The organism is Thermobrachium celere DSM 8682, from assembly GCF_000430995.1.
Taxonomy (GTDB): domain Bacteria; phylum Bacillota; class Clostridia; order Clostridiales; family Caloramatoraceae; genus Thermobrachium; species Thermobrachium celere.
This window is the reverse complement of sequence record NZ_HF952039.1, coordinates 38,542-61,177: the sequence shown is the minus strand read 5'-3', so window position 1 is coordinate 61,177 and position 22,636 is coordinate 38,542. Positions and strand designations below refer to the sequence as shown.

Genomic DNA, 22,636 nt, shown 5'->3' with positions numbered 1-22,636 from the left:
AGCTAAATGGAGAATTTATCATTCATAGAAAAGCAGTTTCCAGTATCAAAGGTTTCAAAGGAAAGTTATAAGGAAAGAAAGGCAAACTTAGGACAGACATTAACAGGACTTGGTAAATGGTGGGGCAGAAAGCCCCTCATACTTGTTAGAGCAACACTACTTGGACTTTTAATGCCAACATCAGATAATCCAAAGAAGGATAGAGAGATATTTTTAAAAATACTAACAATGGATGAAAAGGGATTGGAATTAAGAAAGGATAAGTCTATACCAGCATCAGAAGTATATAACTACTTAACACCAAGTGAAAGAAGTAGATATTTTGTTGAATCTTCTGGGAAGGTTCAATATATTTCAGGACTTTCTAAAGAAGAAAAACAAAATGCTCAAATGATTGCCTTTAAAAGGATGAGTTATGACGAAAAGTTAAAATACTGCAAAAGGCCAGAGGAAGTTGAGCTTAAGGATAAAAATGAATGGGATAAGATAAATGAACACCTTGGAACTAATGCCTACAACCTTCAGGAGCTTGTAAGACAGCTTGGTGAAAAAAGATTTGGAAAGGTACCAACTGTTGGAGACTGCTTTGCAGGGGGAGGAAGTATTCCATTTGAGGCAGCAAGGATGGGATTTGATGTATATGCATCAGATTTAAACCCTATTGCAATGCTTTTAACATGGTCTGCACTTAATATACTTGGAAGTAGTAAAGAAGAAATTGAGGAGCTTAAAAAGTTTCAAGAGAGGGTATATAACAAGGCGGATGCGATTATAACTGAATGGGGTATAGAACATAATGAAGAAGGACATAGGGCAAATGCATATTTATATTGCAATGAAACAATATGCCCAGAGTGTGGATATAAGGTTCCACTTGCACCATCTTGGGTTATAGGTAAAGGGACAAAGACAGTAGCAATTTTAAAGGATAATGGACATGGTGGATTTGATATTGAGATAAAGATGGATGCANTGGTCTGCACTTAATATACTTGGAAGTAGTAAAGAAGAAATTGAGGAGCTTAAAAAGTTTCAAGAGAGGGTATATAACAAGGCGGATGCGATTATAACTGAATGGGGTATAGAACATAATGAAGAAGGACATAGGGCAAATGCATATTTATATTGCAATGAAACAATATGCCCAGAGTGTGGATATAAGGTTCCACTTGCACCATCTTGGGTTATAGGTAAAGGGACAAAGACAGTAGCAATTTTAAAGGATAATGGACATGGTGGATTTGATATTGAGATAAAGATGGATGCAACAAGTGAAGAGATGAAGAAGGCTGAAAAAGGGACTGTAAGGGATAGTAAGCTTATATGTCCACATTGTAATATGGAAACACCTATTACAGCCATAAGGAAGGATAGAAGGCTTGATGATGGAACAATAGTATATGGATTAAGAAGATGGGAAAAGCATGAATTTATGCCAAGGGAAGAGGATGTATTTCAAGAGAGATTATATTGTATAAGATATGAAGACCAAAATGGCAACAGATACTATACAGCACCAACAAAGGAAGATTTAAAAAGGGAAGAGAAGGTAATAGAGCTTTTAAAGGAAAGATTTGAAAGATGGCAGGAGAAGGGGTATATTCCAAGTAGTGTTATAGAAGAAGGAGATGAAACTTCAAGATTATTAAGAGAAAGAGGATGGGCATATTGGCATCAGCTATTTAATCCAAGGCAACTACTTGTACACGGGCTTTTAATGGAGCTTATTGACAAAGAGGCAAAGACAAAGAAGGAGAAGGTTGTTGGGCTTTTAGGAAGCAATAAGTGTTGTGATTGGAATTCAAAACTTAGTATTTGGAATACAGGTGTGGGAACAGAAAAAACACAAAATACATTTTCTAATCAGGCATTAAATACATTGTTTAATTATGGAGCAAGAAGTTTAAAACATTTAGAAAGTAGCTGGTTTTTAAATTTAAATTGTTTCAATAAAAGTAATATAGAAAATCTAAAACCATTAGATGCACGAGTTATTAAAGATTATAATTTGTTTTGGCTTACTGACCCACCCTATGCAGATGCTGTTAACTACCATGAACTATCTGAATTTTTCCTTGCGTGGGATAAGAAGATGCTACTTGATATATTTCCAGAATGGTATGCAGACTCTAAAAGGGCATTGGCTGTAAAAGGAACAGGAGAAGATTTCAATCAAAGCATGATAGATATATACAGAAACTTAGCAGAACATATGCCAGATGATGGTATGCAGGTAGTTATGTTTACCCACCAAGCAGTAAGCGTATGGGCAGATTTAACATTAATACTTTGGGCAGCAGGGCTTAGGGTAACAGCAGCATGGACAATTGCAACAGAAACAGAATCAGGTGGACTTAAGGATGGAAACTATGTAAAAGGAACAGTTCTTCTTGTTTTAAGAAAACAACTTTCAGATACAACAGCCTTTTTAGATGAGCTATATCCAGAAATAGAGTTTGAAGTAAAAAGACAAATAGATAGCATGAGGGAACTAGATGATAAAGAAGACCCTAATTTTAATGATGCAGATTACATTTTAGCAGCTTATGCTGCAGCACTTAGGGTATTGACCTCCTATAAACGAATAGAAGATATAGATATACAATATGAACTATCCAAAAAAGGACAAAGAGGATATGTATCACCTGTTGAAAATATAATACAAGAGGCTGTAAAGATTGCTTATGACTATTTGACACCAACAGGATTTGATATGTTTACATGGAAGACCTTAACTTCAGAAGAAAGATTCTATATAAAGGGGCTTGACTTAGAAAAGAGTGGAGTAAATCAACTTTCAGCTTATCAAGAAATTGCAAGGGGTTTTGGTGTTAAGGAATATAAGGAACTTCTACAAAGTACGAAGGCAAATAATGCAAGACTTAAAACAGCAAAGGAATTTGGCATGAAAAACATAGGAACAAGCGATAACTTTAGTAATTCACTTTTAAGGAATGTTTTTGCAGCACTTCATCAATCAATAAAAGAGGAAAACACAATGCAGGGTAGAAATTGGTTAAAGAATGAGCTTCCAAACTATTGGAGTCAAAGAAATACAATAATAAGCATACTTGAATTTATTGCCACATTTGAACACATAGAAAATATGAATCACTGGCATGAAGAAGCAAAGTATGCAAAGCTTTTAATAGAATTAATAAAGCATGATGGGGTATAATGGGGTGGTATTTTGATTTACAGGTATTCATCAAGGAGACAAAAATTAGATAAAACATTTTTAGATGAAAAATTAAGAGGAGCATTGGCCTACGATAGAATAGCAGGCTATTTTAGCTCCTCTATTCTTGAGATAGCAGGTGAAGCCATAGAATCTGTAGAAGGTATAGTTCGTGTTGTTTGTAATTCAGAGCTATCAATAGAAGATGTAAAAACAGCAAAGGCAGCAAAGGAGGCCCAAAGAAGAGAGTGGTGTGAATCAGAGCCTGAAAAGAAGTTAATAGGAGCAGGTTTGAGACTTGAAAAGCTTTATAATCTATTAAAGTCAGGAAAACTGCAAATTAAGGTTATTCCAAATGATGTATTTGGACTAATACATGGTAAGGCAGGAGTAATCACACTAAAGGATGGTAGAAAAACATCGTTTATAGGTAGTGTAAATGAAACAGCTTCAGCATGGAAATTAAATTATGAAATTCTTTGGGAAGATGATTCCAAGGAGGCTGTAGACTGGGTACAAGAGGAATTTGATTTCTTTTGGAATAGTCAATATGCTATTCCATTGTCTGATTTTATAATTGAAGATATAAAGAGGTTGGCACAGAGAAAAGTTATATATTCTATTGAAGAATGGAGAAAAAATGCAGAGCCAGCTTCAACAGTAATAGAATCGCCAGTTTATCGTAAGGAACTTGGGCTTTGGGAACATCAAAAGTATTTTATAAATCTTGCCTTTGAAGACCATAAAAAATCCTATGGTGCAAGATATGTTCTTGCTGACATGGTAGGGCTTGGTAAAACTGTTCAGCTTGCTATGGCAGCACAACTTATGGCTTTATATGGTGATAATCCAATACTTATAATTGTTCCTAAAACATTGCTTTGGCAATGGCAGGATGAATTATATAACCTGCTTGATATGCCGTCAGCTGTTTGGACAGGAAGAGAATGGGTTGATGAGAATGGATTAAAGTATCCTTCAAATGGAGATATAAGTATTAAGAAATGTCCAAGAAGGATAGGAATTGTATCGCAAGGGCTTATTACATCTAATTCACCTATTGTAGATTATTTATTGTCAATGGAATATGAATGTGTAATTGTGGATGAAGCACATAGGGCAAGAAGAAAAAAATATAATCAAGGAAATGATAAAACAGTAGCACACGAATCGAATCAAAACAATTTAATGAGGTTCTTGATGGATATTTCAAAGAGAACAAAAAGTATGCTTTTAGCAACTGCAACACCAGTACAGTTACATCCAATTGAGGCTTGGGATTTGTTGGAGATTTTATCGCAAAAAAATGACAGTGTTTTAGGAAGTAAGTTTAGTAAATGGAGAACACAACCAGAGAAGGCACTAAATTTACTTTTAGGTAAGGAAAAGTTTAATGAATTTGATATGAGTATAATTGATTGGGTAAGAGATCCTTTCCCACCAGCCAACGAAGATATTAATTTTTCGCTTGTAAGAAGACGTGCTGATATGAAGGATGATGAATTTGTTTTAAGCCATGAAGCAATAGAAGGTTTAAAAACAACACCTGATTATAGAAGGTTAGGAAGAATAATAGAAAATAATTTTATTGAATTTCATAATCCATTTATAAGGCATATTGTTAGAAGAACAAGAGATTTTCTTGAAAATACAATAAACCCAGAGACAAATGAACCATATTTAAAGAAGGTAGAAGTTAAACTGTTTGGAGAAAGAGATGATGAAGCTATAGTATTACCACCATATCTAAAAAAGGCCTATGGATATGCAGAAGAGTTTAGTGCACTTTTACAAAAGCGTGTAAAGGGTGGAGGCTTTTTAAAGACATTACTTTTAAAAAGAGTTGGAAGTACTATAATTGCTGGTAAGAATACAGCAGAAAAGATGTTATCTAACTGGAATATGCTTCAAACTGATGATGACTACGAAGATGAAGATGTAGATAAGATAAATGAGGAAAAGGAAGAAATTAAAAACTTAACAGCAGAAGAACAAGATTGTTTAAGAAAGTTTATTGAATGCTTAGAAAACAACCAAGCAAAGGACCCAAAGTATGAACTTGTATTAAAATTATTAATTAATGACAAATGGATAGATAGAGGTTGTATAATATTCTCACAATACTACGATTCAGCATACTTTGTGGCTGAAAATTTATCAAAGGATTTAAAGTTTGAGAAGATAGGACTTTATGCAGGTGGAGATAAGTCAGGAATATTTGTTGATGGAGTATTTGAAAGAAGAACAAAGGAAGAATTAAAACAGATGGTTAGACGACATGAATTAAGAGTATTAGTTGGAACAGATGCGGCAAGCGAAGGATTAAATCTGCAAACGTTAGGAAGCCTTATAAACCTTGACCTACCTTGGAATCCAACAAGACTTGAGCAACGAAAAGGGCGTATACAAAGAATAGGACAGATATATGATGAGGTATATATTTATAACATGAGATACAAGGATTCGGTTGAAGATAGAGTACATGAACTATTATCATCAAGACTTGAAAATATACACAATTTATTTGGACAAATTCCAGATATTTTAGAGGATGTTTGGGTTAAGGTTGCATTAAATGAAATAGAAGAAGCAAAACATATAATTGATGCTGTTCCTAAACAGCATCCATTTGAACTAAGATATAATCAAGTAAAAAGAATTGATTGGGAAAGCTGTTCAACAGTATTAGATAGTAAAGAGAAGAAAAAGTGTTTAATGAGTGGGTGGAAATGATGATTCAATTTTAAATTTAATCTTGGATTGTAAAAATTTAATAATATACGCCTTAAAAGAAAATCCTATTGAGGAGTCAGTAAAACAATTAAATTTACTTGATTATGCTATACAAAGGGAGATAGATAAATAGAGGTGAAGCTAAATGGAGAATTTATCATTCATAGAAAAGCAGTTTCCAGTATCAAAGGTTTCAAAGGAAAGCTATAAGGAAAGAAAGGCAAACTTAGGACAGACATTAACAGGACTTGGTAAATGGTGGGGCAGAAAGCCCCTCATACTTGTTAGAGCAACACTACTTGGACTTTTAATGCCAGCATCAGATAATCCAAAGAAGGATAGAGAGATATTTTTAAAAATATTAACAATGGATGAAAAGGGATTAGAATTAAGAAAGGATAAAGCTATACCAGCATCAGAAGTATATAACTACTTAACACCAAGTGAAAGAAGTAGATATTTTGTTGAATCTTCTGGGAAGGTTCAATATATTTCAGGACTTTCTAAAGAAGAAAAACAAAATGCTCAAATGATTGCCTTTAAAAGGATGAGTTATGACGAAAAGCTAAAATACTGCAAAAGGCCAGAGGAAGTTGAGCTTAAGGATAAAAACGAATGGGATAAAATAAATGACCACCTTGGAACTAATGCCTACAGCCTTCAGGAGCTTGTAAGACAGCTTGGTGAAAAAAGATTTGGAAAGGTACCAACTGTTGGAGACTGCTTTGCAGGGGGAGGAAGTATTCCATTTGAGGCAGCAAGGATGGGATTTGATGTATATGCATCAGATTTAAACCCTATTGCAATGCTTTTAACATGGTCTGCACTTAATATACTTGGAAGTAGTAAAGAAGAAATTGAGGAGCTTAAAAAGTTTCAAGAGAGGGTATATAACAAGGCGGATGCGATTATAACTGAATGGGGTATAGAACATAATGAAGAAGGACATAGGGCAAATGCATATTTATATTGCAATGAAACAATATGCCCAGAGTGTGGATATAAGGTTCCACTTGCACCATCTTGGGTTATAGGTAAAGGGACAAAGACAGTAGCAATTTTAAAGGATAATGGACATGGTGGATTTGATATTGAGATAAAGATGGATGCAACAAGTGAAGAGATGAAGAAGGCTGAAAAAGGGACTGTAAGGGATAGTANGGATATAAGGTTCCACTTGCACCATCTTGGGTTATAGGTAAAGGGACAAAGACAGTAGCAATTTTAAAGGATAATGGACATGGTGGATTTGATATTGAGATAAAGATGGATGCAACAAGTGAAGAGATGAAGAAGGCTGAAAAAGGGACTGTAAGGGATAGTAAGCTTATATGTCCACATTGTAATATGGAAACACCTATTACAGCCATAAGGAAGGATAGAAGGCTTGATGATGGAACAATAGTATATGGATTAAGAAGATGGGAAAAGCATGAATTTATGCCAAGGGAAGAGGATGTATTTCAAGAGAGATTATATTGCATAAGATATGAAGACCAAAATGGCAACAGGTACTATACAGCACCAACAAAGGAAGATTTAAAAAGGGAAGAGAAGGTAATAGAGCTTTTAAAGGAAAGATTTGAAAGATGGCAGGAGAAGGGGTATATTCCAAGTAGTATTATAGAAGAGGGATATAATACGAGCCAAGTTATTCGAGAAAGAGGATGGGCATATTGGCATCAGCTATTTAATCCAAGGCAACTACTTGTACACGGGCTTTTAATGGAGCTTATTGATAAAGAAGCTAAAACAAAGAAGGAGAAGGTTGTTGGGCTTTTAGGAAGCAATAAGTGTTGTGATTGGAATTCGAAACTTAGTATTTGGAATACAGGTATTGGTGTAGAAACAACGCAAAATACATTTTCTAATCAGGCATTAAATACATTGTTTAATTATGGAACTAGGAGTTTAAAGCATTTAGGAAGTAGTTGGTTTTTAAATATTAATTATTTTAAGATAAGTAAAGGTGAAAATCTAAAACCGATAGATGCGCGAGTTATTAGAGATTATAATTTGTTTTGGCTTACTGACCCACCCTATGCAGATGCTGTTAACTACCATGAGCTATCTGAATTTTTCCTTGCGTGGGACAAGAAGATGCTACTTGATATATTTCCAGAATGGTATGCAGACTCCAAAAGGGCATTGGCTGTCAAAGGAACAGGGGAAGATTTCAATCAAAGCATGATAGATATATACAGAAACTTAGCAGAACATATGCCTGATGATGGTATGCAGGTTGTTATGTTTACCCACCAAGCAGTAAGCGTATGGGCAGATTTAACATTAATACTTTGGGCAGCAGGGCTTAGGGTAACAGCAGCATGGACAATTGCAACAGAAACAGAATCAGGTGGACTTAAGGATGGAAATTATGTAAAAGGAACCGTTCTTCTTGTTTTAAGAAAACAACTTTCAGATACAACAGCCTTTTTAGATGAGCTATATCCAGAAATAGAATTTGAAGTAAAAAGACAAATCGATAGCATGAGGGAACTTGATGATAAAGAAGACCCTAATTTTAATGATGCAGATTACATTTTAGCAGCTTATGCTGCAGCACTTAGAGTATTGACCTCCTATAAACGAATAGAAGATATAGATATACAATATGAACTATCCAAAAAAGGACAAAGAGGATATGTATCACCTGTTGAAAATATAATACAAGAGGCTGTAAAGATTGCTTATGACTATTTGACACCAACAGGATTTGATATGTTTACATGGAAGACCTTAACATCAGAAGAAAGATTCTATATAAAGGGGCTTGACTTAGAAAAGAGTGGAGTAAATCAGCTTTCAGCTTATCAAGAAATTGCAAGGGGCTTTGGTGTTAAGGAATATAAGGAACTTCTACAAAGTACGAAGGCAAATAATGCAAGACTTAAAACAGCAAAGGAATTTGGAATGAAAAACATAGGAACAAGCGATAACTTTAGTAATTCACTTTTAAGGAATGTTTTTGCTGCACTTCATCAATCAATAAAAGAGGAAAACACAATGCAGGGTAGAAATTGGTTGAAGAATGAGCTTCCAAACTATTGGAGTCAAAGAAATACAATAATAAGTATACTTGAATTTATTGCCACATTTGAACACATAGAAAATATGAAGCACTGGCATGAAGAAGCAAAGTATGCAAAGCTTTTAATAGAACTAATAAGGCATGATGGGGTATAATGGGGTGGTATTTTGATTAATAGGTACTTGTCAATGAGATAAAAAATAGTAAAAAGAGATTATATAGACTAAAAATATCAATTTATGAGGCACATAATGCCTCATTTTTTTATAAAATAGCAGTATAAAAGATTTAACCTATTGAATAAAACACTATAAATTATCTAAAGCATTGTCGCAAATTGTAGATAAAAAGTATTTGTTAAGAAATATTAAAAGTGGAAAAAACGAATAAATTAAAATATTGATTTTATATTTGATAAATTTTATTAAATATTAATTATAGATATACTGGGGGTATTAAAATGGGCTTTTTAGATTTGTTTAAAAATGAGAAGAACTTAAAATTATCTAATTCTAAAGAAATTATAGAATTAGATAATTTTAATAAGGATGATATTGTTATTAATAATAAAAAATTTCACATACCATATGATGTTTTAAAATTACTATGGTTTGTTGATGGTCCACTAAAAAATTATAATCCAGCCCAGGGAAAAACTTTTGAAGTTGAAGGAATAATAATAAGCTTTTCTTCACCTAAAACAGTAGAACCCAGTGCTATAAGTATTAAATTACCGATTAGAGAAGTAAAGAATAAAAACAATGTAGAAAAACTAGGATATTATCCATCATATGGACCAAATTTTTTATCAACGGGTTTGACACCTTCTCAAAGATGGGTATATTTAGATTGGTTACAAAACATTGAGCAAGAAATAGATATAGGCTATGTATTTTTATTTTATTATGGTTTAGAAAGACATTTATTTTTAGGAGATGCAGATTCAGCATTTGAAATGATTTTGAGATTAAGGAAATTTCATAAGAATAAGTCTTTTACATATTATACAACAAATGCTTTAATAGCTGCGAGTATTTTTCATAAGAGGGAAGATTGGTTTTTAAAGTTTTTTAATACTATAACAGATATAGAAGATGTTGAAGTGAATGATATGTATTTATTAGCAAAATATGTACTCAAGAAAGGTTTAACAGCCAAAGAGATAATGAAAATATCAAAAATGGTTGGTTTTAATAATCAAAGATATATAAAGGATGAGAAAGATTTGTTTGAACAGGAATTAAGAAAAATATTAATAGATACGTACTCCTGTGAAGAAATGCCTTTAGATAGATTTAAAATAACAGATTCTCCAAGAGAGCAAAAAGTTATTTTAGCAAACTATTCTTTAGATGATAACCAACGAATGCCTGAAATACCATCGTTGACTCAAAATAACATATTTGCTGAAACAGTAAAGATGTTGTTAGAAGCGGCACATGAAAATGTCAAAACGATTTTGAAATATTTAAGAAAAAATAAGGAAACCAACTTTATTGTACAGAAAATAGACAACACGCCTCAGAAAAAGCCTGATGATGTTTATAAAAAATCACCTATATTTAATGAAATAGATGTTAAAATGTTTGACGAAAATGTAAGGTATTATGATGAGGGAATTTGTCCAAATTGTAAAAGTAAAGTTGATAAAAGGCCTGCAAAGAAATGAAACGTTTTCAACGGTTTCCTAAACCGTGTGTCGGAGGTTCGAATCCTCTCAGGTGCACCAGGTAAAAAGAGTCGGTGTTTTACCGACTCTTTTTATTTTAAAAAAAATATTTTCAGAAAAATTAAACATTTTAAAGTTTTGGTCGATAAATATATAAAGAAATATAAGGGGGCATTTTTATGCTATATACAGTAATTCTAGCTGGTGGACAAGGTAAAAGATTTAGCATTAATTCTGAGGTACCAAAACAGTTTGTAGCTCTACAAAATAGTAAGACTATGCTTGAGGAAACCTATGAACTTGCAAAGAAGATTTCACCTAAAGAGAAGATTTTTGTTGTTGGTTTAAAAGAATATAGGGATAGAATTAGGGAACTTATTGATATAGACGATAGAAATATAATACTTGAGCCAATGTGTAGAGATACCTATGCGGCAATAATGTATGCAACTTTAAAGATAAAAGAAATACAGCCCAATGCAGTTCTTTTATTTTTACCAACAGATCTACTATTAGATAATGAGCTTGATGTTTTAAGGGCAATTACTATGGGATATAATTTTGTATTAGGTAATTTAGATAAAATACTTGTTTTTGGAAGTAGATATGGTAAGTTGAGCAATTTACTATTGGACATAAAAATAGGTGATATTAAGGAAAAACAAATATATGTAAGCAGTATAAGTAAAAAGGTAAGTGAAGTAAAGGATACAGGCATTTATATGGCGTACATTGATACATTTTTAGAGCACTTCAATTATAAGGAACTGCAGGAGATGAAAAAGGCAATAAAAGAAGATAGACTGGATGAATACTATAGACATATAAGACCAATAAGCATGACTGAGAGATTATTAGAAAGCGATGGAAGATTAGTAACTATGATTATAGATTCTAAAATTATTGATGCTGATACCCGTGAGGATATATTAAATATTATTTCTATAAGAGATGAGATAACAGTGTAATTAAAAAAGCCCTTAAAATAGGCTTTTTTAATTAAATATAATTTGTCGAAATAGTTTACTTTTTTATACTTTGTGGTATAATATGACAAAAGGAGGTTGGTACCATGAAAAAGTTTAGTTTTGATTTTATTGGAGAAAAGAGAGCAAAAAGAAGCTTAAGAAAAGGTCTTGCGACAGGTGTAGCAATAGGCGCAGCACTTGGGGCAATTTCAGGTATATTATTTGCACCAAAGTCAGGTAAAGAAACAAGAGAGGATTTAAAGGAGGGTGCAAAGGAAGCAGTAGACAAAGCTAAAGAAGTTGCAGAAAAGGTAAAATCAAAGGTTGTAAAGACAAACTACTGCTGTGAAGGAGAAGAATGCATTGAGGATTTTGACTGCTGCTGTGGAGATAATATAGAATGTTGCTGTGAAGAGGATGAAGAATGCCAAGATTCAAACTGTTGCTGTAATGAGGAGAGCGAAGAAGATAAAGATGCTAAAAAAGAAGAATAGTAAGAGGTGAATGGGGTGGAATTTACATTTACATTATCTTTAAAGGATCTGTTTTTTATAGTAGGTATTTTTGCAGTAGCATTTGTTACATATTATCTAATTAAGATATTAAAGAAATTATATTCAGTATTGGATAGCCTACAGGTTTTAGTAAATAGGAACAAGGAAAACATAAACAATACATTAGATATCCTACCAAAACTTGTGGAAAATGTTAATAAAATTGCATCAAATATTGAAGCAAAGGGAAGTGAAATATCAAATATAGTATCAAGTGCAGATGAGGTGGCTGCAACCATAGATGATATAGTTTCAACTATTTCAGATGTGATATCTGCGTTTTCTCAATTTAAAAGTTTATTTTCAAAAAAGAGGTATAAAATAAAGAGGTAAGGTTTTGCTTACCTCTTTATTTTATACAACACATCAAACTGTATTTCCTTTGGGTATTTTTTTATAAATTCATCTAAACTAATTTCTTCTGATTTAAATTTTGAAAGGAACATGTCAAAATCATTATTTTCTTCAAGTAGGGGTTCTACATCCTCTTTGTTGCTGTCAATGATAATAAATTTAAATTCTCCATCTATATTTTTTATTATATCAAGAACATTTTCGGTTAATCTATGTGGGCTTACAACTATGTCACAGGCACAGTGTCCATTGCTTATGTGATACAATTTATCATATTTAGTTTTTACTATATTAGATAAGTTTTGTACGTATAGGCTACTTTTTTCGTTTCTTAGAATAACATCTTCATTAATACTGCTGTTTGTTTCAACAAACATAAAATAACACATATAACCACCCCTTTTCTTGTATTAATATTATATTAACAGAAAATTATTATCAAAGCAAAGAGATTATCTTTATAACCATATTTATTTTATAAAAAACATAATTTATAATATCTGTGGGTGATATTATGGAATATTTTATGAGGGAAGCTATAAAGGAAGCAAAAAAGTGCCTTTTTATTGATGAAGTACCAGTTGGTGCCGTGGTTGTTAAAGATGGAAAGATAGTTGGAAGAGGACATAATTTGAGGGAGACTTTAAAGGATGCAACAGCACATGCGGAGATTTTAGCCATACAGGAGGCATGTAGAAATTTAGGTGGTTGGAGGTTAATAGATTGTGAAATATATGTAACCTTAGAACCTTGTGTAATGTGTGCTGGGGCACTTGTAAACAGTAGAATAAAAAGGCTGGTTTTTGGGGCCTATGATAAAAGGTTTGGTGCCTGTGGGACTCTTTATAACATAGCCTATGATGAAAGGTTAAATCATAGGATAGAGGTTGTTGGGGGAGTGCTTGAAAAGGAGTGTGCAACCCTTTTAAGTGATTTTTTTAAAAAAAAGAGAGGATTATAGTTCCTCTCTTTTTATTTGCATTCTATTATTAAAGAAGGTTTTATATCCTAATAATAAGAATATAATTACACTTATAGATACACTACCTAAAATACCTAGCATAATAGCAATTTGGTACTCTATTGCAACTAAAGGGGATGAGCCAGATAGTATTTGTCCAGTCATCATTCCAGGTAAAAATACAATTCCCATACCAACCATTGAGTTTATAGTAGGCAGTATTGCAGAGTCAAAGGCATTGTCTAATATTGATTTGCTGGCATCCTTAGGAGATGCACCAAGCATAAGTGAGCATTCGATCATATCAACTTGATTTTTAAACCCTTCAACTAATTTATTTATTCCAAGACTTATTCCTGTCATAGAATTGCCAATTACCATACCTGCCAGAGGGATAAAATACTGTGGATTATACCATGGTTTTATGTTTATTACTATAAAAATGAAATAAATTAATGTAAACAAAGTCCCAGTGAGCATAGAAAAAATAACAACCTTTTTAAGTTCCTTTGAAAGTCTGTTTTTTGAACGCTTTATAATGTTTTGTATTGCGAATACTTCCATAATTGATATAACAAGTACAGTTATAATTGGGTTTGGAGTTTTAAATATATATGTTAGAATGTATCCTGTTAATATTAGTTGTAGAGTCATTCTTGTAGTAGAGATTATAATTTCCTTTTCTCTATTTAATCCTCTTTTTCTAACGATTAAAAGAAGAATTATGATAAATAAATATGCAGATATCACCTGCAGAATAGAAAGCCTAACAGCTCCATTCATTAAATCATCTCCTTTTATTAATTTCAATAATGAAGTCGGAATATTTTTTTGCTATGTCTTTGGCATGTGTTACCATAACAAGAGTCTTATTGTTTTTCTTTGTATATTCTACTATATAATTTATAACTATATCTTCAGTGTTTTCATCAAGGGCAGAAGTTGGTTCGTCTAAAAGTATAACTTCTGGGTTCATTATAAGCACCCTAATTAAGCATATTCTCTGTTTTTCTCCACCTGATAGATTTTCAGCAGATTCACTTAAGTTTTTATTTACATTAAACTTTTCTAAAAGAGTTTTTATTTCCTCAAGATTATAATTGAAAGACTTAGCAAACCTTTTACCTATTAAAATATTATCTAGTATACTTCCTTTATATATAACAGGAGTTTGAGGAAGCATAACAACCTTTCTTCTTAAATCAATTGGGTTGTAATTGTTTATTTCTATTCCTTCATAATAAATTTCCCCTTCATCTGGGCTAATTATATTATTTAGCATTTTAAGTAGAGTCGTTTTACCACTGCCACTTTCCCCTACTATGCTTGTAACAGAGTTTTTATTTATAATAAGATGTTCAATATCTAAAATATCTTTAAATTTAAGATTTTTTATTTCAAACATTCTTTAACCTCCTATTTCATTGATAAGTTCAAGAGCCTTCTCTTTTGCCATTTTAAGCACAGTTTCTCCGTCTTTAGTGATAGAGTAGTATTTTCTAATCTTCCCATTAACATTTTGCTCCTCTACGTTTAAAAGGCCTTCTTTATAGAGGGTATGGAGTATAGGATATAATGTACCAGGACTTATATCGTAACCATGGTGTCTAAGTTCCTCTATCATCCAAGAGCCATAGAAGGGCTCTTTTTTAGCATGATGAAGTATATGTATTTCAATAAACCCTAAAAACAGCTTTCTTAGTATTTTATTGTCCATAAAAATACTCCTTTCGAAACGCGTTATCGAAATACGATATAAAAATTATATCACCATTGAGAAAACAATACAAGTTAACTAAATATAAAATGTTGACATTAAAATGTAATACATTTATCATATTATTTAGATGGAGAGATGGCAGAGTGGTCTATTGCACACGACTCGAAATCGTGCGTACGGGTAACCGTACCGTGGGTTCAAATCCCACTCTCTCCGCCAAAGTGCCACCCAGGTGAAATGTGACATTTTCCATAATGTCCCATGCACCTGGGATTTATTTTTTAAATGATTTTTTAAATATTCAAAAAAGTTCTTATAGAAGGATACAAGTAAATAGTGTAGAATATATTTTATAGAGAGTAGGCGGTATCTTTATTTATGTATTACTAAAAAAGGAGGGTACATAATGTTTAAAACAGATATTGAAATTGCACAGGAGGCAAAGCTCTCAGACATAAGAGAGATTGCTAGAAAGCTTGATATTACAGAGGATGAGATTGAACTTTATGGAAAATACAAGGCAAAGGTGGATTATAACATATTAAAGAATAAGCCAAGTAGAAATGGAAAACTAATATTAGTTACGGCAATCAACCCAACTCCAGCAGGAGAAGGAAAAACTACAAACTCAATTGGACTTGCAGATGCATTAACTCTACTTGGTAAAAGAACTGCAGTGGCACTTCGCGAACCATCTCTTGGACCTGTCTTTGGAATTAAAGGAGGAGCAGCAGGCGGCGGCTATTCACAAGTTGTTCCAATGGAGGATATAAATCTTCACTTTACTGGCGATTTTCACGCAATAGGTTCAGCAAATAATTTACTTGCAGCTATGATTGATAACCATATTTATCAAGGAAACGAATTAAACATCGATCCAAGAAGAATAACTTGGAGAAGATGTGTTGATATGAACGATAGACAACTTAGATTTATTGTGAGCGGACTTGGTGGAAAGGTAAATGGAGTTCCAAGAGAAGATGGCTTTGATATTACTGTTGCGTCTGAAGTTATGGCTATTTTCTGTTTATCAAAGGATATAGCAGACCTAAAGGAAAGATTATCAAGGATAGTTGTAGGATATACAAGGGACGGAAAACCAGTAACAGCAGGAGATTTAAAGGCACAAGGTGCAATGGCAGCGCTTCTAAAGGATGCTTTAAAGCCTAATTTAGTTCAAACATTAGGCAAAACCCCTGCATTTGTTCATGGCGGACCATTTGCAAATATTGCCCATGGATGTAACTCAATAATGGCTACAAAGATGGCACTTCATCTTGCAGATTATGTTGTAACTGAAGCTGGATTTGGTGCGGATTTAGGTGCTGAAAAATTCATAGATATAAAGTGTAGAATGGCAGGTATTGAGCCAAGTGCTGTTGTTATTGTTGCAACAGTAAGGGCCTTGAAATATAATGGTGGTGTACCAAAGGATAAATTAGGAGAAAAGAATTTAGAGGCTCTTGAAAAGGGACTTCCAAATTTATTAAAGCATGTTGAAAATATTACAAGGGTATTTAACCTTCCAGCAGTGGTTGCACTTAACAAGTTCCCAACAGATACAGAAGAAGAAATAGAACTTATAAAGCAAAAATGTGCTGAACTTGGAGTTAGTGTAAAGGTATCAGAAGTTTGGGCAAAAGGTGGAGAAGGTGGAATAGAGGTTGCTCAAGAAGTTTTAAGATTAATAGAGCAAAAGGATAGAAATATGCAGTTCTGCTATGACTTAGAAATGCCAATTAAGGATAAAATTAAAACAATAGCAAGAAAGATCTACGGTGCAGAGGATGCAGTATTTACACAAGATGCAGAAAAGCAGATTGCAGAACTTGAAAAGCTTGGATTTGGTAACCTTCCAATATGTATGGCTAAAACTCAATATTCATTAAGTGATGACCCAACTAAACTTGGAAGGCCAGAAGGATTTAAGATAACTGTAAGGGAAGTATATGTATCAGCAGGTGCCGGTTTTGTTGTAGCAATTACAGGAAGCATAATGAAGATGCCTGGACTTCCAAAGGTTCCTGCAGCAGAAAAGATAGATGTTGATGAAAATGGTAGAATAACAGGACTTTTCTAGGAGGGATACCTTGATATTATATGGTAGAGAAGTAGCAGATAAGATGTCAGAAGAAATACTAAACGAAGTAAAAGAGTTGAAGGATAAGGGAATAGAGCCTAAGCTTGCAATTGTAAGGGTAGGTAGAAATGAAAGCGACCTATCCTATGAGAGAGGCGCAATAAAAAGAGCTGAAAAGCTGGGTATTAAGGTTGAAGTTTTTGAACTACAAGAAGATATAAAAACAGATGATTTAGTAGGATGTATAGAAAGAATAAACAATGATAAACTAATACATGGAATTCTTTTGTTTAGACCTCTTCCAAAGCATATTGATGAGAACCATATAAAAAACGCCATAAACCCTATAAAGGATATAGACTGCATAAATCCTATAAATGTAGCAAAGGTTATGGAGGGGGATAAAACAGGCTTTGCCCCATGTACACCTTCTGCAGTAGTTGAAATATTAAAGCATTACAACATAGATATAAAAGGTAAAAATGTTGTGGTAATAGGAAGATCGATGGTAGTGGGTAAGCCTCTATCTATGCTTCTATTAAATGAAGATGCAACAGTTACAATATGCCATTCTAAAACTCAAAATCTTAAGGAAGTAACAAAAAATGCGGATATACTTATTGTAGCAATAGGAAGGGCAAAATTTATAAATAGGGAATATGTTAGCAATAAAACAACTGTGATAGATGTAGGTATTAATGTGGATAGTGTGGGTAATCTCTGCGGTGATGTTGATTTTGATGATGTAAAAGAGTTAGTAAAAGATATAACTCCAGTGCCAGGAGGAGTTGGTGCTGTAACAAACACAGTCTTATTTAAAAATTTGGTTAAGGCATGTAAGATGCAAATGGGTTATTGATTTTAAGGGCTGTTTAAAACAGCCCTATAATTTTAGAAATTAAAATAAAATAAAAATAAAACAAAATAAAATATAATTATAAATTTACTGAAATATTTTTAAATTGTGTATTGACGTAATATATTTAACACTGTTATAATGAAAATAGATTACGAAATGGGTTTCGAAAAATAATTTAAGAGGTGTAGTGCTTTGACAACAATTTATGATATATCAAAAGCTACAGGCTTTTCACCAACAACAGTTTCAAAGGCTTTAAATAATTACCCAGACGTAAGCGAAAAGACAAAGCAGATTATACTAAAAAAAGCAAATGAAATGGGATATATACCAAACTCACATGCTAGAATTTTAACTACAAAAAAGTCATGGACAATAGGAGTTTTATTTGATGAAAAGCTAAACGTTGGTATTAAACATCCATTCTTTAGTGCTATTTTAGAAAGTTTTAAGAAAAATGTTGAGATGAAGGGATATGATTTGCTGTTTATATCAAAAGATATAGGTGGGGATAAGATAACTTATCTTGACCATTGCAAAATAAGAGGAGTGGATGGAGTATTAATAATAACTTCAGACCCAAACAATGAACAAATACAAGAACTTATAAATAGTGATTTCCCATGTGTATTAGTTGATAATGAGAGCAGAAAAGCAAGCAGTGTTCATTCTGATGACACTATGGGATGTTATTTAGCAGTTAAGCATCTATACTCATTAGGTCATAGAAAAATAGCTCACATATATGGAAGTAGAGATACCTTTGCAGGTGATTTAAGATACATCGCATTTTTAGAAGCTCTAAAGGAGTTAAACTTAGAAATAAGAGATGACTACCTTGTTGATGGAGGATATTTCACCTATGAAGGTGGCTTTAGTGCCATGAGCAAGTTATTGGAATTAGAGGATTTGCCAACAGCAGTATTTGCAGCAGGAGATCTTATGGCTGTTGGAGCAATAAGTGCAATTAAAGAAAAGGGCTTAAGAGTTCCTGAAGATATATCAATAATTGGATATGATGATTTGGATATTTGTAGATATATAACTCCTAAACTTACAACAATAAAGCAAAATACAGATTTGATAGGAGAGAATGCTGCAGATATTCTTATAAATGCAATTGATAAGAAGAATACTAGAACATCAGTTATAGTTCCTGTTGAATTAGTTATTAGAGATTCTTGTAAATCTTTAAAATAACCTTCTTTTTTTAACGAATTCGAAACCGGTTTCGAAATGCAAAATAATATAAACATTCCAATGTTACATATGTGTGAGGAACACATATAAATAAAGAAATTAATGAGGGGGTAAATTAAATGAAAATGAAAAAGTATTTAAGCATCCTGCTATCCACAGTGGTTGTTGCTACATCACTAGTTGGATGCGGGCCAAAGACTGGGGAAAAGAGCAAAACATTAGAAGTGAAAAAGGACAAAGTGTTAAGAGTTTGGTCCTTCACTGACGAATTAAAGAAACCATTAGAGTACTTTGAAAAGAAATATGGTATCAAAACAGAACTTACTATTATTCCAACAGAAAACTATGCGTCAAAAATTCAACCAGTATTAGAAAGTGGAGTTGGAGCTCCAGACGTATTTACTGCAGAAATTGCTTGGTTAAAGCAATGGACAGATCTACCATATTGGGAAAATCTATCAGAAGATCCATACAACGCTGATGAGTGGGAAAAGGATTATGTTCCATACGTATTCAATTTAGGTAAGGACAGCAAGGGTAATGTAAAGGCTCTATCATGGCAAGCAACTCCAGGTGGATTTATATATAAGAGATGGATTGCAAGAAAAGTTTGGGGAAATGATGATCCTGCTTTTGTAGCAGAAAAGCTATCAACTATGGAAAACTTTTTAAAGGCTGCAGAAGAATTAAAGAAGGCAGGATACAAGATCCTACCTGATGAAGGTGCTCTTCGTTGGTTTGCTAAGGGATCAGATCCTAAGCCATGGGTAAATGAAAAGAATGAATTACAACTTACTCAAGCACAAATAGATTTTATGGATTACCAAAAGAAACTACGTGATAATGAATATACAGCAATGGCTCCAGAATGGTCACCAGCATGGTTTGCATCAATGCAAGGTCCAGTACCAGTTAATGCAGGATGGGAAAAGGATATAAACAAGGTTAAGGGAAATAAGACTGAAGTATTTGGTTATGTAATGCCAACATGGGGACTACATTATGTAATTAAGCCAAATGCAAAGAATACAGCAGGAGATTGGGGATTAACTAATGGTCCATCACCATATTTCTGGGGTGGTACATGGATAGGAATATATTCAGGTTCAGACAATAAAGGTGCTGCTTGGGAATTTGTTAAGATGATGACTCATGATGAAGAGTTCTTAAATTGGTGGTACAAAGAAACTGGGGACCTATTATCATACAAGCCTGTAACAGATAAGGTAAAGGATTCAGCTTCAGATTCATTCCTAAAGGGACAAAACCACTATCAATTCTTCTTAAAAGAAGCTGACAAGATTAATCCAAATATAGTAACTAAGTATGACCAAGGAATAGATAATATCTGGGGTAATGTAGTTTCAGAGTATGTAAATGGTAAGAAGACTAAGGAAGAAGCAATCAACGAATTCTACAAGCAAGTGAAAAATGCATATCCTGAAATTATAACTCCACTAGATAAGAAATAATAAAATAAATAAAAAAAGTATAATAGGTGGACGAAAGTTCACCTATTATACTAAATAAATAGAAAGAGGGTGTACTATGAATTCAAAAAACAAATACGGATATTTATTTATATCTCCCTTCTTTATAGTATTTAGTATATTTGGTGTATATCCAATACTTCTTTCTCTATATATGAGTTTTACGGACTATAAAGGAATTGGTTCACCATACAGTGCAAACTGGGTAGGATTACAACAATATGCAAGATTAATTAAAGACGCATATTTCCTACAAGCATTTATAAATACATGGAAAATTTGGGGAGTAAACATTATTCTTCAGTTAGCATTAGCTTTGATACTAGCAGTTATATTCTCAGATATGAGATTAAAACTTAAGGGTGTAAGTTTATTTAGAGCAATATTTTATCTACCTAATTTAATGACAGTTTCATCTGTTGCGCTATTATTCCTATATATTTTAGACTGGCATCATGGTGCTCTAAATGGACTTCTACTTAGAGCAGGACTTATATCAAAACCTGTTAACTGGTTAGGCCAGCCTCATACAGCACAACTTGCTGTGTCACTTATACAGACATGGTTGTGGTTTGGACATACATTTATCATAATCTTTGCAGGTATTGAGGGAATTTCAAAGGACTACTTTGAAGCTGCTATGATAGATGGAGCAAACAGAGTTCAAACATTCTTTAAAGTAACTCTACCTTTATTAAAACCTATTATGATTTATGTAGTTATAACATCACTTATTGGTGGATTACAGCTCTTTGAAATACCTTTCTTAATATCTCAAAACGGACTTGGAGGTCCAGAAGGCTCATTAGTAACAATGGTACTATACCTATTTAATCAAGCATTTAAATACCGAAACTTTGGATATGCCGCAGCAGTTGCATATGGATTGTTCTTGATAATATTAGTATTCTCTGTAATTGTCTTCAAGGGCATGTTCAAGGAAGAGGTTTAGGAGGTGTGCTTTTTGAATAAAAGAAATTTTATCCGAGGTATTTTATATGCTTTTTTAACTCTACTTGCAATAACATGTTTAATACCTTTTGCGATGATGATAATAAATTCAACACGTTCAAATACAGAAATAGTTAGAGGTTTCTCAATAATTCCTGGAAAAAGCTTGATAGAAAATTATAAAAACATGATGTATCACATGGATGTTAGTGATGGTGTATTTAAAGGTATATGGCTAGGATATAAAAACAGCTTTATAATAGCTGTTTCTGTAACAGTATTAAGTGGATATTTTTCAGCATTAACAGCCTATGGTTTCTTTGCATATGAATTTAAGGGCAAAAAAGTTCTATTTATTTTGATCTTACTTATGATGATGGTTCCAAGCCAATTAGGACTACTTGGATTCTTTGAATTAAACAAGGCACTAAAAACTTTAGATACTTATATTCCGCTTATAATTCCATCAATAGCAACACCTTTTACAGTTTTCTTTATGCGACAATACTTAGTATCTACAATGCATCCTGCTTTAATAGAAGCAGCAAGAATAGATGGAGCTGGTGAAATAGCTATTTTCCATAAGATAATTTTACCTATAATGATGCCAGCAATTGCAACAATGTCAATATTTACATTTATCGGAGCATGGAATAACTACCTAGTTCCATTAGTTGTAATATTCTCTCCAGAAAAGTATCCTCTACCAGTACTTATGGGATACTTAAAGGGTGGTAAGGTTGCAGAAAACCTAGGTTCAATGTATCTTGCAATTTCAATGTCAGTTGCACCTATCATAATAGCGTTTATGTTCCTATCAAAATATATAATTAGTAGTATTTCTGCAGGTTCAGTAAAGGAGTAGGTATTAGTTTATCCTCTAATCTT

Annotated in this window: 18 protein-coding genes, 1 tRNA gene and 1 pseudogene; 16 read left to right on the top strand and 4 right to left on the bottom strand. The window is 33.0% G+C overall.

Annotated features, from left to right (window positions below):
* Window positions 1–6: 6 nt before the first annotated feature.
* The 8 genes and pseudogenes from TCEL_RS11865 to TCEL_RS11825 all read left to right on the top strand — a co-directional run bounded on the left by TCEL_RS11865 (window position 7) and on the right by TCEL_RS11825 (window position 12,466).
* Complete coding sequence (locus TCEL_RS11865) at window positions 7–987, top strand: DUF1156 domain-containing protein (RefSeq protein WP_018666425.1); 981 nt, start codon at window positions 7–9, stop codon at window positions 985–987.
* The gene (locus TCEL_RS14305; RefSeq protein WP_018666424.1) at window positions 968–3,178 is read left to right on the top strand and encodes an anti-phage-associated DUF1156 domain-containing protein; all 2,211 of its coding nucleotides are present in this window, start codon (window positions 968–970) and stop codon (window positions 3,176–3,178) included. Before TCEL_RS11865 ends, TCEL_RS14305 begins: the two co-directional genes overlap by 20 nt.
* Before the next feature lie 12 nt (window positions 3,179–3,190).
* Complete coding sequence (locus TCEL_RS11855) at window positions 3,191–5,911, top strand: phospholipase D-like domain-containing anti-phage protein (protein WP_018666421.1); 2,721 nt, start codon at window positions 3,191–3,193, stop codon at window positions 5,909–5,911.
* A 145-nt stretch (window positions 5,912–6,056) separates the two neighbouring features.
* Window positions 6,057–9,097, top strand: a pseudogene (locus TCEL_RS14460) (DUF1156 domain-containing protein); the annotation flags it as partial.
* Window positions 9,098–9,402: 305 nt separating this feature from the next.
* The gene (locus TCEL_RS13285) at window positions 9,403–10,611 is read left to right on the top strand and encodes a TerB N-terminal domain-containing protein (RefSeq protein WP_018666412.1); all 1,209 of its coding nucleotides are present in this window, start codon (window positions 9,403–9,405) and stop codon (window positions 10,609–10,611) included.
* Window positions 10,612–10,790: 179 nt separating this feature from the next.
* A complete protein-coding gene (locus tag TCEL_RS12930) occupies window positions 10,791–11,579 on the top strand; it encodes a sugar phosphate nucleotidyltransferase (protein WP_018666410.1) in 789 nt (262 codons plus the stop codon).
* 104 nt (window positions 11,580–11,683) lie between these two features.
* Complete coding sequence (locus tag TCEL_RS13280) at window positions 11,684–12,073, top strand: YtxH domain-containing protein (protein ID WP_018666408.1); 390 nt, start codon at window positions 11,684–11,686, stop codon at window positions 12,071–12,073.
* A 15-nt stretch (window positions 12,074–12,088) separates the two neighbouring features.
* Window positions 12,089–12,466, top strand: coding sequence for a DUF948 domain-containing protein (locus TCEL_RS11825; RefSeq protein ID WP_018666406.1), 378 nt, complete (start codon window positions 12,089–12,091; stop codon window positions 12,464–12,466).
* 8 nt (window positions 12,467–12,474) lie between these two features.
* On the opposite strand, the gene TCEL_RS11820 is transcribed toward TCEL_RS11825, so the two are convergent.
* Window positions 12,475–12,876, bottom strand: coding sequence for a hypothetical protein (locus tag TCEL_RS11820; RefSeq protein ID WP_018666404.1), 402 nt, complete (start codon window positions 12,874–12,876; stop codon window positions 12,475–12,477).
* A gap of 137 nt (window positions 12,877–13,013) precedes the next feature.
* Here TCEL_RS11820 and tadA point away from each other — a divergent pair, with 137 nt between their 5' ends.
* Complete coding sequence (gene tadA, locus TCEL_RS11815) at window positions 13,014–13,448, top strand: tRNA adenosine(34) deaminase TadA (RefSeq protein WP_242823467.1); 435 nt, start codon at window positions 13,014–13,016, stop codon at window positions 13,446–13,448.
* On the opposite strand, the gene TCEL_RS11810 is transcribed toward tadA, so the two are convergent.
* The 3 genes from TCEL_RS11810 to TCEL_RS11800 are packed head-to-tail and all read right to left on the bottom strand — an operon-like array spanning window position 13,443 to window position 15,165.
* Window positions 13,443–14,231 (bottom strand): ABC transporter permease, encoded by a 789-nt coding sequence (locus tag TCEL_RS11810; protein ID WP_018666400.1) that lies wholly within the window; start codon window positions 14,229–14,231, stop codon window positions 13,443–13,445. The two genes, tadA and TCEL_RS11810, sit on opposite strands and share 6 nt — an antisense overlap.
* Window positions 14,232–14,235: 4 nt before the next feature.
* On the bottom strand, window positions 14,236–14,853 hold the full coding sequence (locus TCEL_RS11805) for an ABC transporter ATP-binding protein (protein WP_018666399.1): 618 nt from the start codon (window positions 14,851–14,853) through the stop codon (window positions 14,236–14,238).
* 3 nt (window positions 14,854–14,856) lie between these two features.
* Window positions 14,857–15,165: a PadR family transcriptional regulator gene (locus tag TCEL_RS11800; protein ID WP_018666397.1), complete on the bottom strand. Its 309-nt coding sequence runs from the start codon at window positions 15,163–15,165 to the stop codon at window positions 14,857–14,859.
* A 132-nt stretch (window positions 15,166–15,297) separates the two neighbouring features.
* On the opposite strand from TCEL_RS11800, the gene TCEL_RS11795 reads away from it, so the two are divergent.
* The 7 genes from TCEL_RS11795 (at window position 15,298) to TCEL_RS11765 (ending at window position 22,613) form a co-directional block, all read left to right on the top strand.
* Window positions 15,298–15,387, top strand: a tRNA-Ser gene (locus tag TCEL_RS11795).
* 184 nt (window positions 15,388–15,571) lie between these two features.
* Window positions 15,572–17,248 (top strand): formate--tetrahydrofolate ligase, encoded by a 1,677-nt coding sequence (locus TCEL_RS11790; RefSeq protein ID WP_040684099.1) that lies wholly within the window; start codon window positions 15,572–15,574, stop codon window positions 17,246–17,248.
* A gap of 10 nt (window positions 17,249–17,258) precedes the next feature.
* The gene (locus tag TCEL_RS11785) at window positions 17,259–18,107 is read left to right on the top strand and encodes a bifunctional 5,10-methylenetetrahydrofolate dehydrogenase/5,10-methenyltetrahydrofolate cyclohydrolase (protein WP_018666392.1); all 849 of its coding nucleotides are present in this window, start codon (window positions 17,259–17,261) and stop codon (window positions 18,105–18,107) included.
* Between the two features lie 192 nt (window positions 18,108–18,299).
* Window positions 18,300–19,307, top strand: coding sequence for a LacI family DNA-binding transcriptional regulator (locus tag TCEL_RS11780; RefSeq protein ID WP_018666390.1), 1,008 nt, complete (start codon window positions 18,300–18,302; stop codon window positions 19,305–19,307).
* Between the two features lie 119 nt (window positions 19,308–19,426).
* Complete coding sequence (locus TCEL_RS11775) at window positions 19,427–20,779, top strand: ABC transporter substrate-binding protein (RefSeq protein ID WP_018666389.1); 1,353 nt, start codon at window positions 19,427–19,429, stop codon at window positions 20,777–20,779.
* 76 nt (window positions 20,780–20,855) lie between these two features.
* Complete coding sequence (locus TCEL_RS11770) at window positions 20,856–21,749, top strand: carbohydrate ABC transporter permease (RefSeq protein WP_018666387.1); 894 nt, start codon at window positions 20,856–20,858, stop codon at window positions 21,747–21,749.
* A 12-nt stretch (window positions 21,750–21,761) separates the two neighbouring features.
* Entirely contained in the window at window positions 21,762–22,613 is an 852-nt protein-coding gene (locus tag TCEL_RS11765) for a carbohydrate ABC transporter permease (RefSeq protein WP_018666384.1), read from the top strand.
* Window positions 22,614–22,636 lie beyond the last annotated feature (23 nt).

Excerpts from the sequence above, each read along its gene's own strand:
- TCEL_RS11805 (WP_018666399.1), bottom strand. The coding sequence starts at position 14,853 with ATGTTTGAAATAAAAAATCTTAAATTTAAAGATATTTTAGATATTGAA.
- TCEL_RS11810 (WP_018666400.1), bottom strand. The coding sequence starts at position 14,231 with ATGAATGGAGCTGTTAGGCTTTCTATTCTGCAGGTGATATCTGCATAT.
- TCEL_RS13280 (WP_018666408.1), top strand. The coding sequence starts at position 11,684 with ATGAAAAAGTTTAGTTTTGATTTTATTGGAGAAAAGAGAGCAAAAAGA.
- TCEL_RS11775 (WP_018666389.1), top strand. The coding sequence starts at position 19,427 with ATGAAAATGAAAAAGTATTTAAGCATCCTGCTATCCACAGTGGTTGTT.
- TCEL_RS12930 (WP_018666410.1), top strand. The coding sequence starts at position 10,791 with ATGCTATATACAGTAATTCTAGCTGGTGGACAAGGTAAAAGATTTAGC.
- TCEL_RS11770 (WP_018666387.1), top strand. The coding sequence starts at position 20,856 with ATGAATTCAAAAAACAAATACGGATATTTATTTATATCTCCCTTCTTT.
- TCEL_RS11800 (WP_018666397.1), bottom strand. The coding sequence starts at position 15,165 with ATGGACAATAAAATACTAAGAAAGCTGTTTTTAGGGTTTATTGAAATA.
- TCEL_RS13285 (WP_018666412.1), top strand. The coding sequence starts at position 9,403 with ATGGGCTTTTTAGATTTGTTTAAAAATGAGAAGAACTTAAAATTATCT.
- tadA (WP_242823467.1), top strand. The coding sequence starts at position 13,014 with ATGAGGGAAGCTATAAAGGAAGCAAAAAAGTGCCTTTTTATTGATGAA.
- TCEL_RS11820 (WP_018666404.1), bottom strand. The coding sequence starts at position 12,876 with ATGTGTTATTTTATGTTTGTTGAAACAAACAGCAGTATTAATGAAGAT.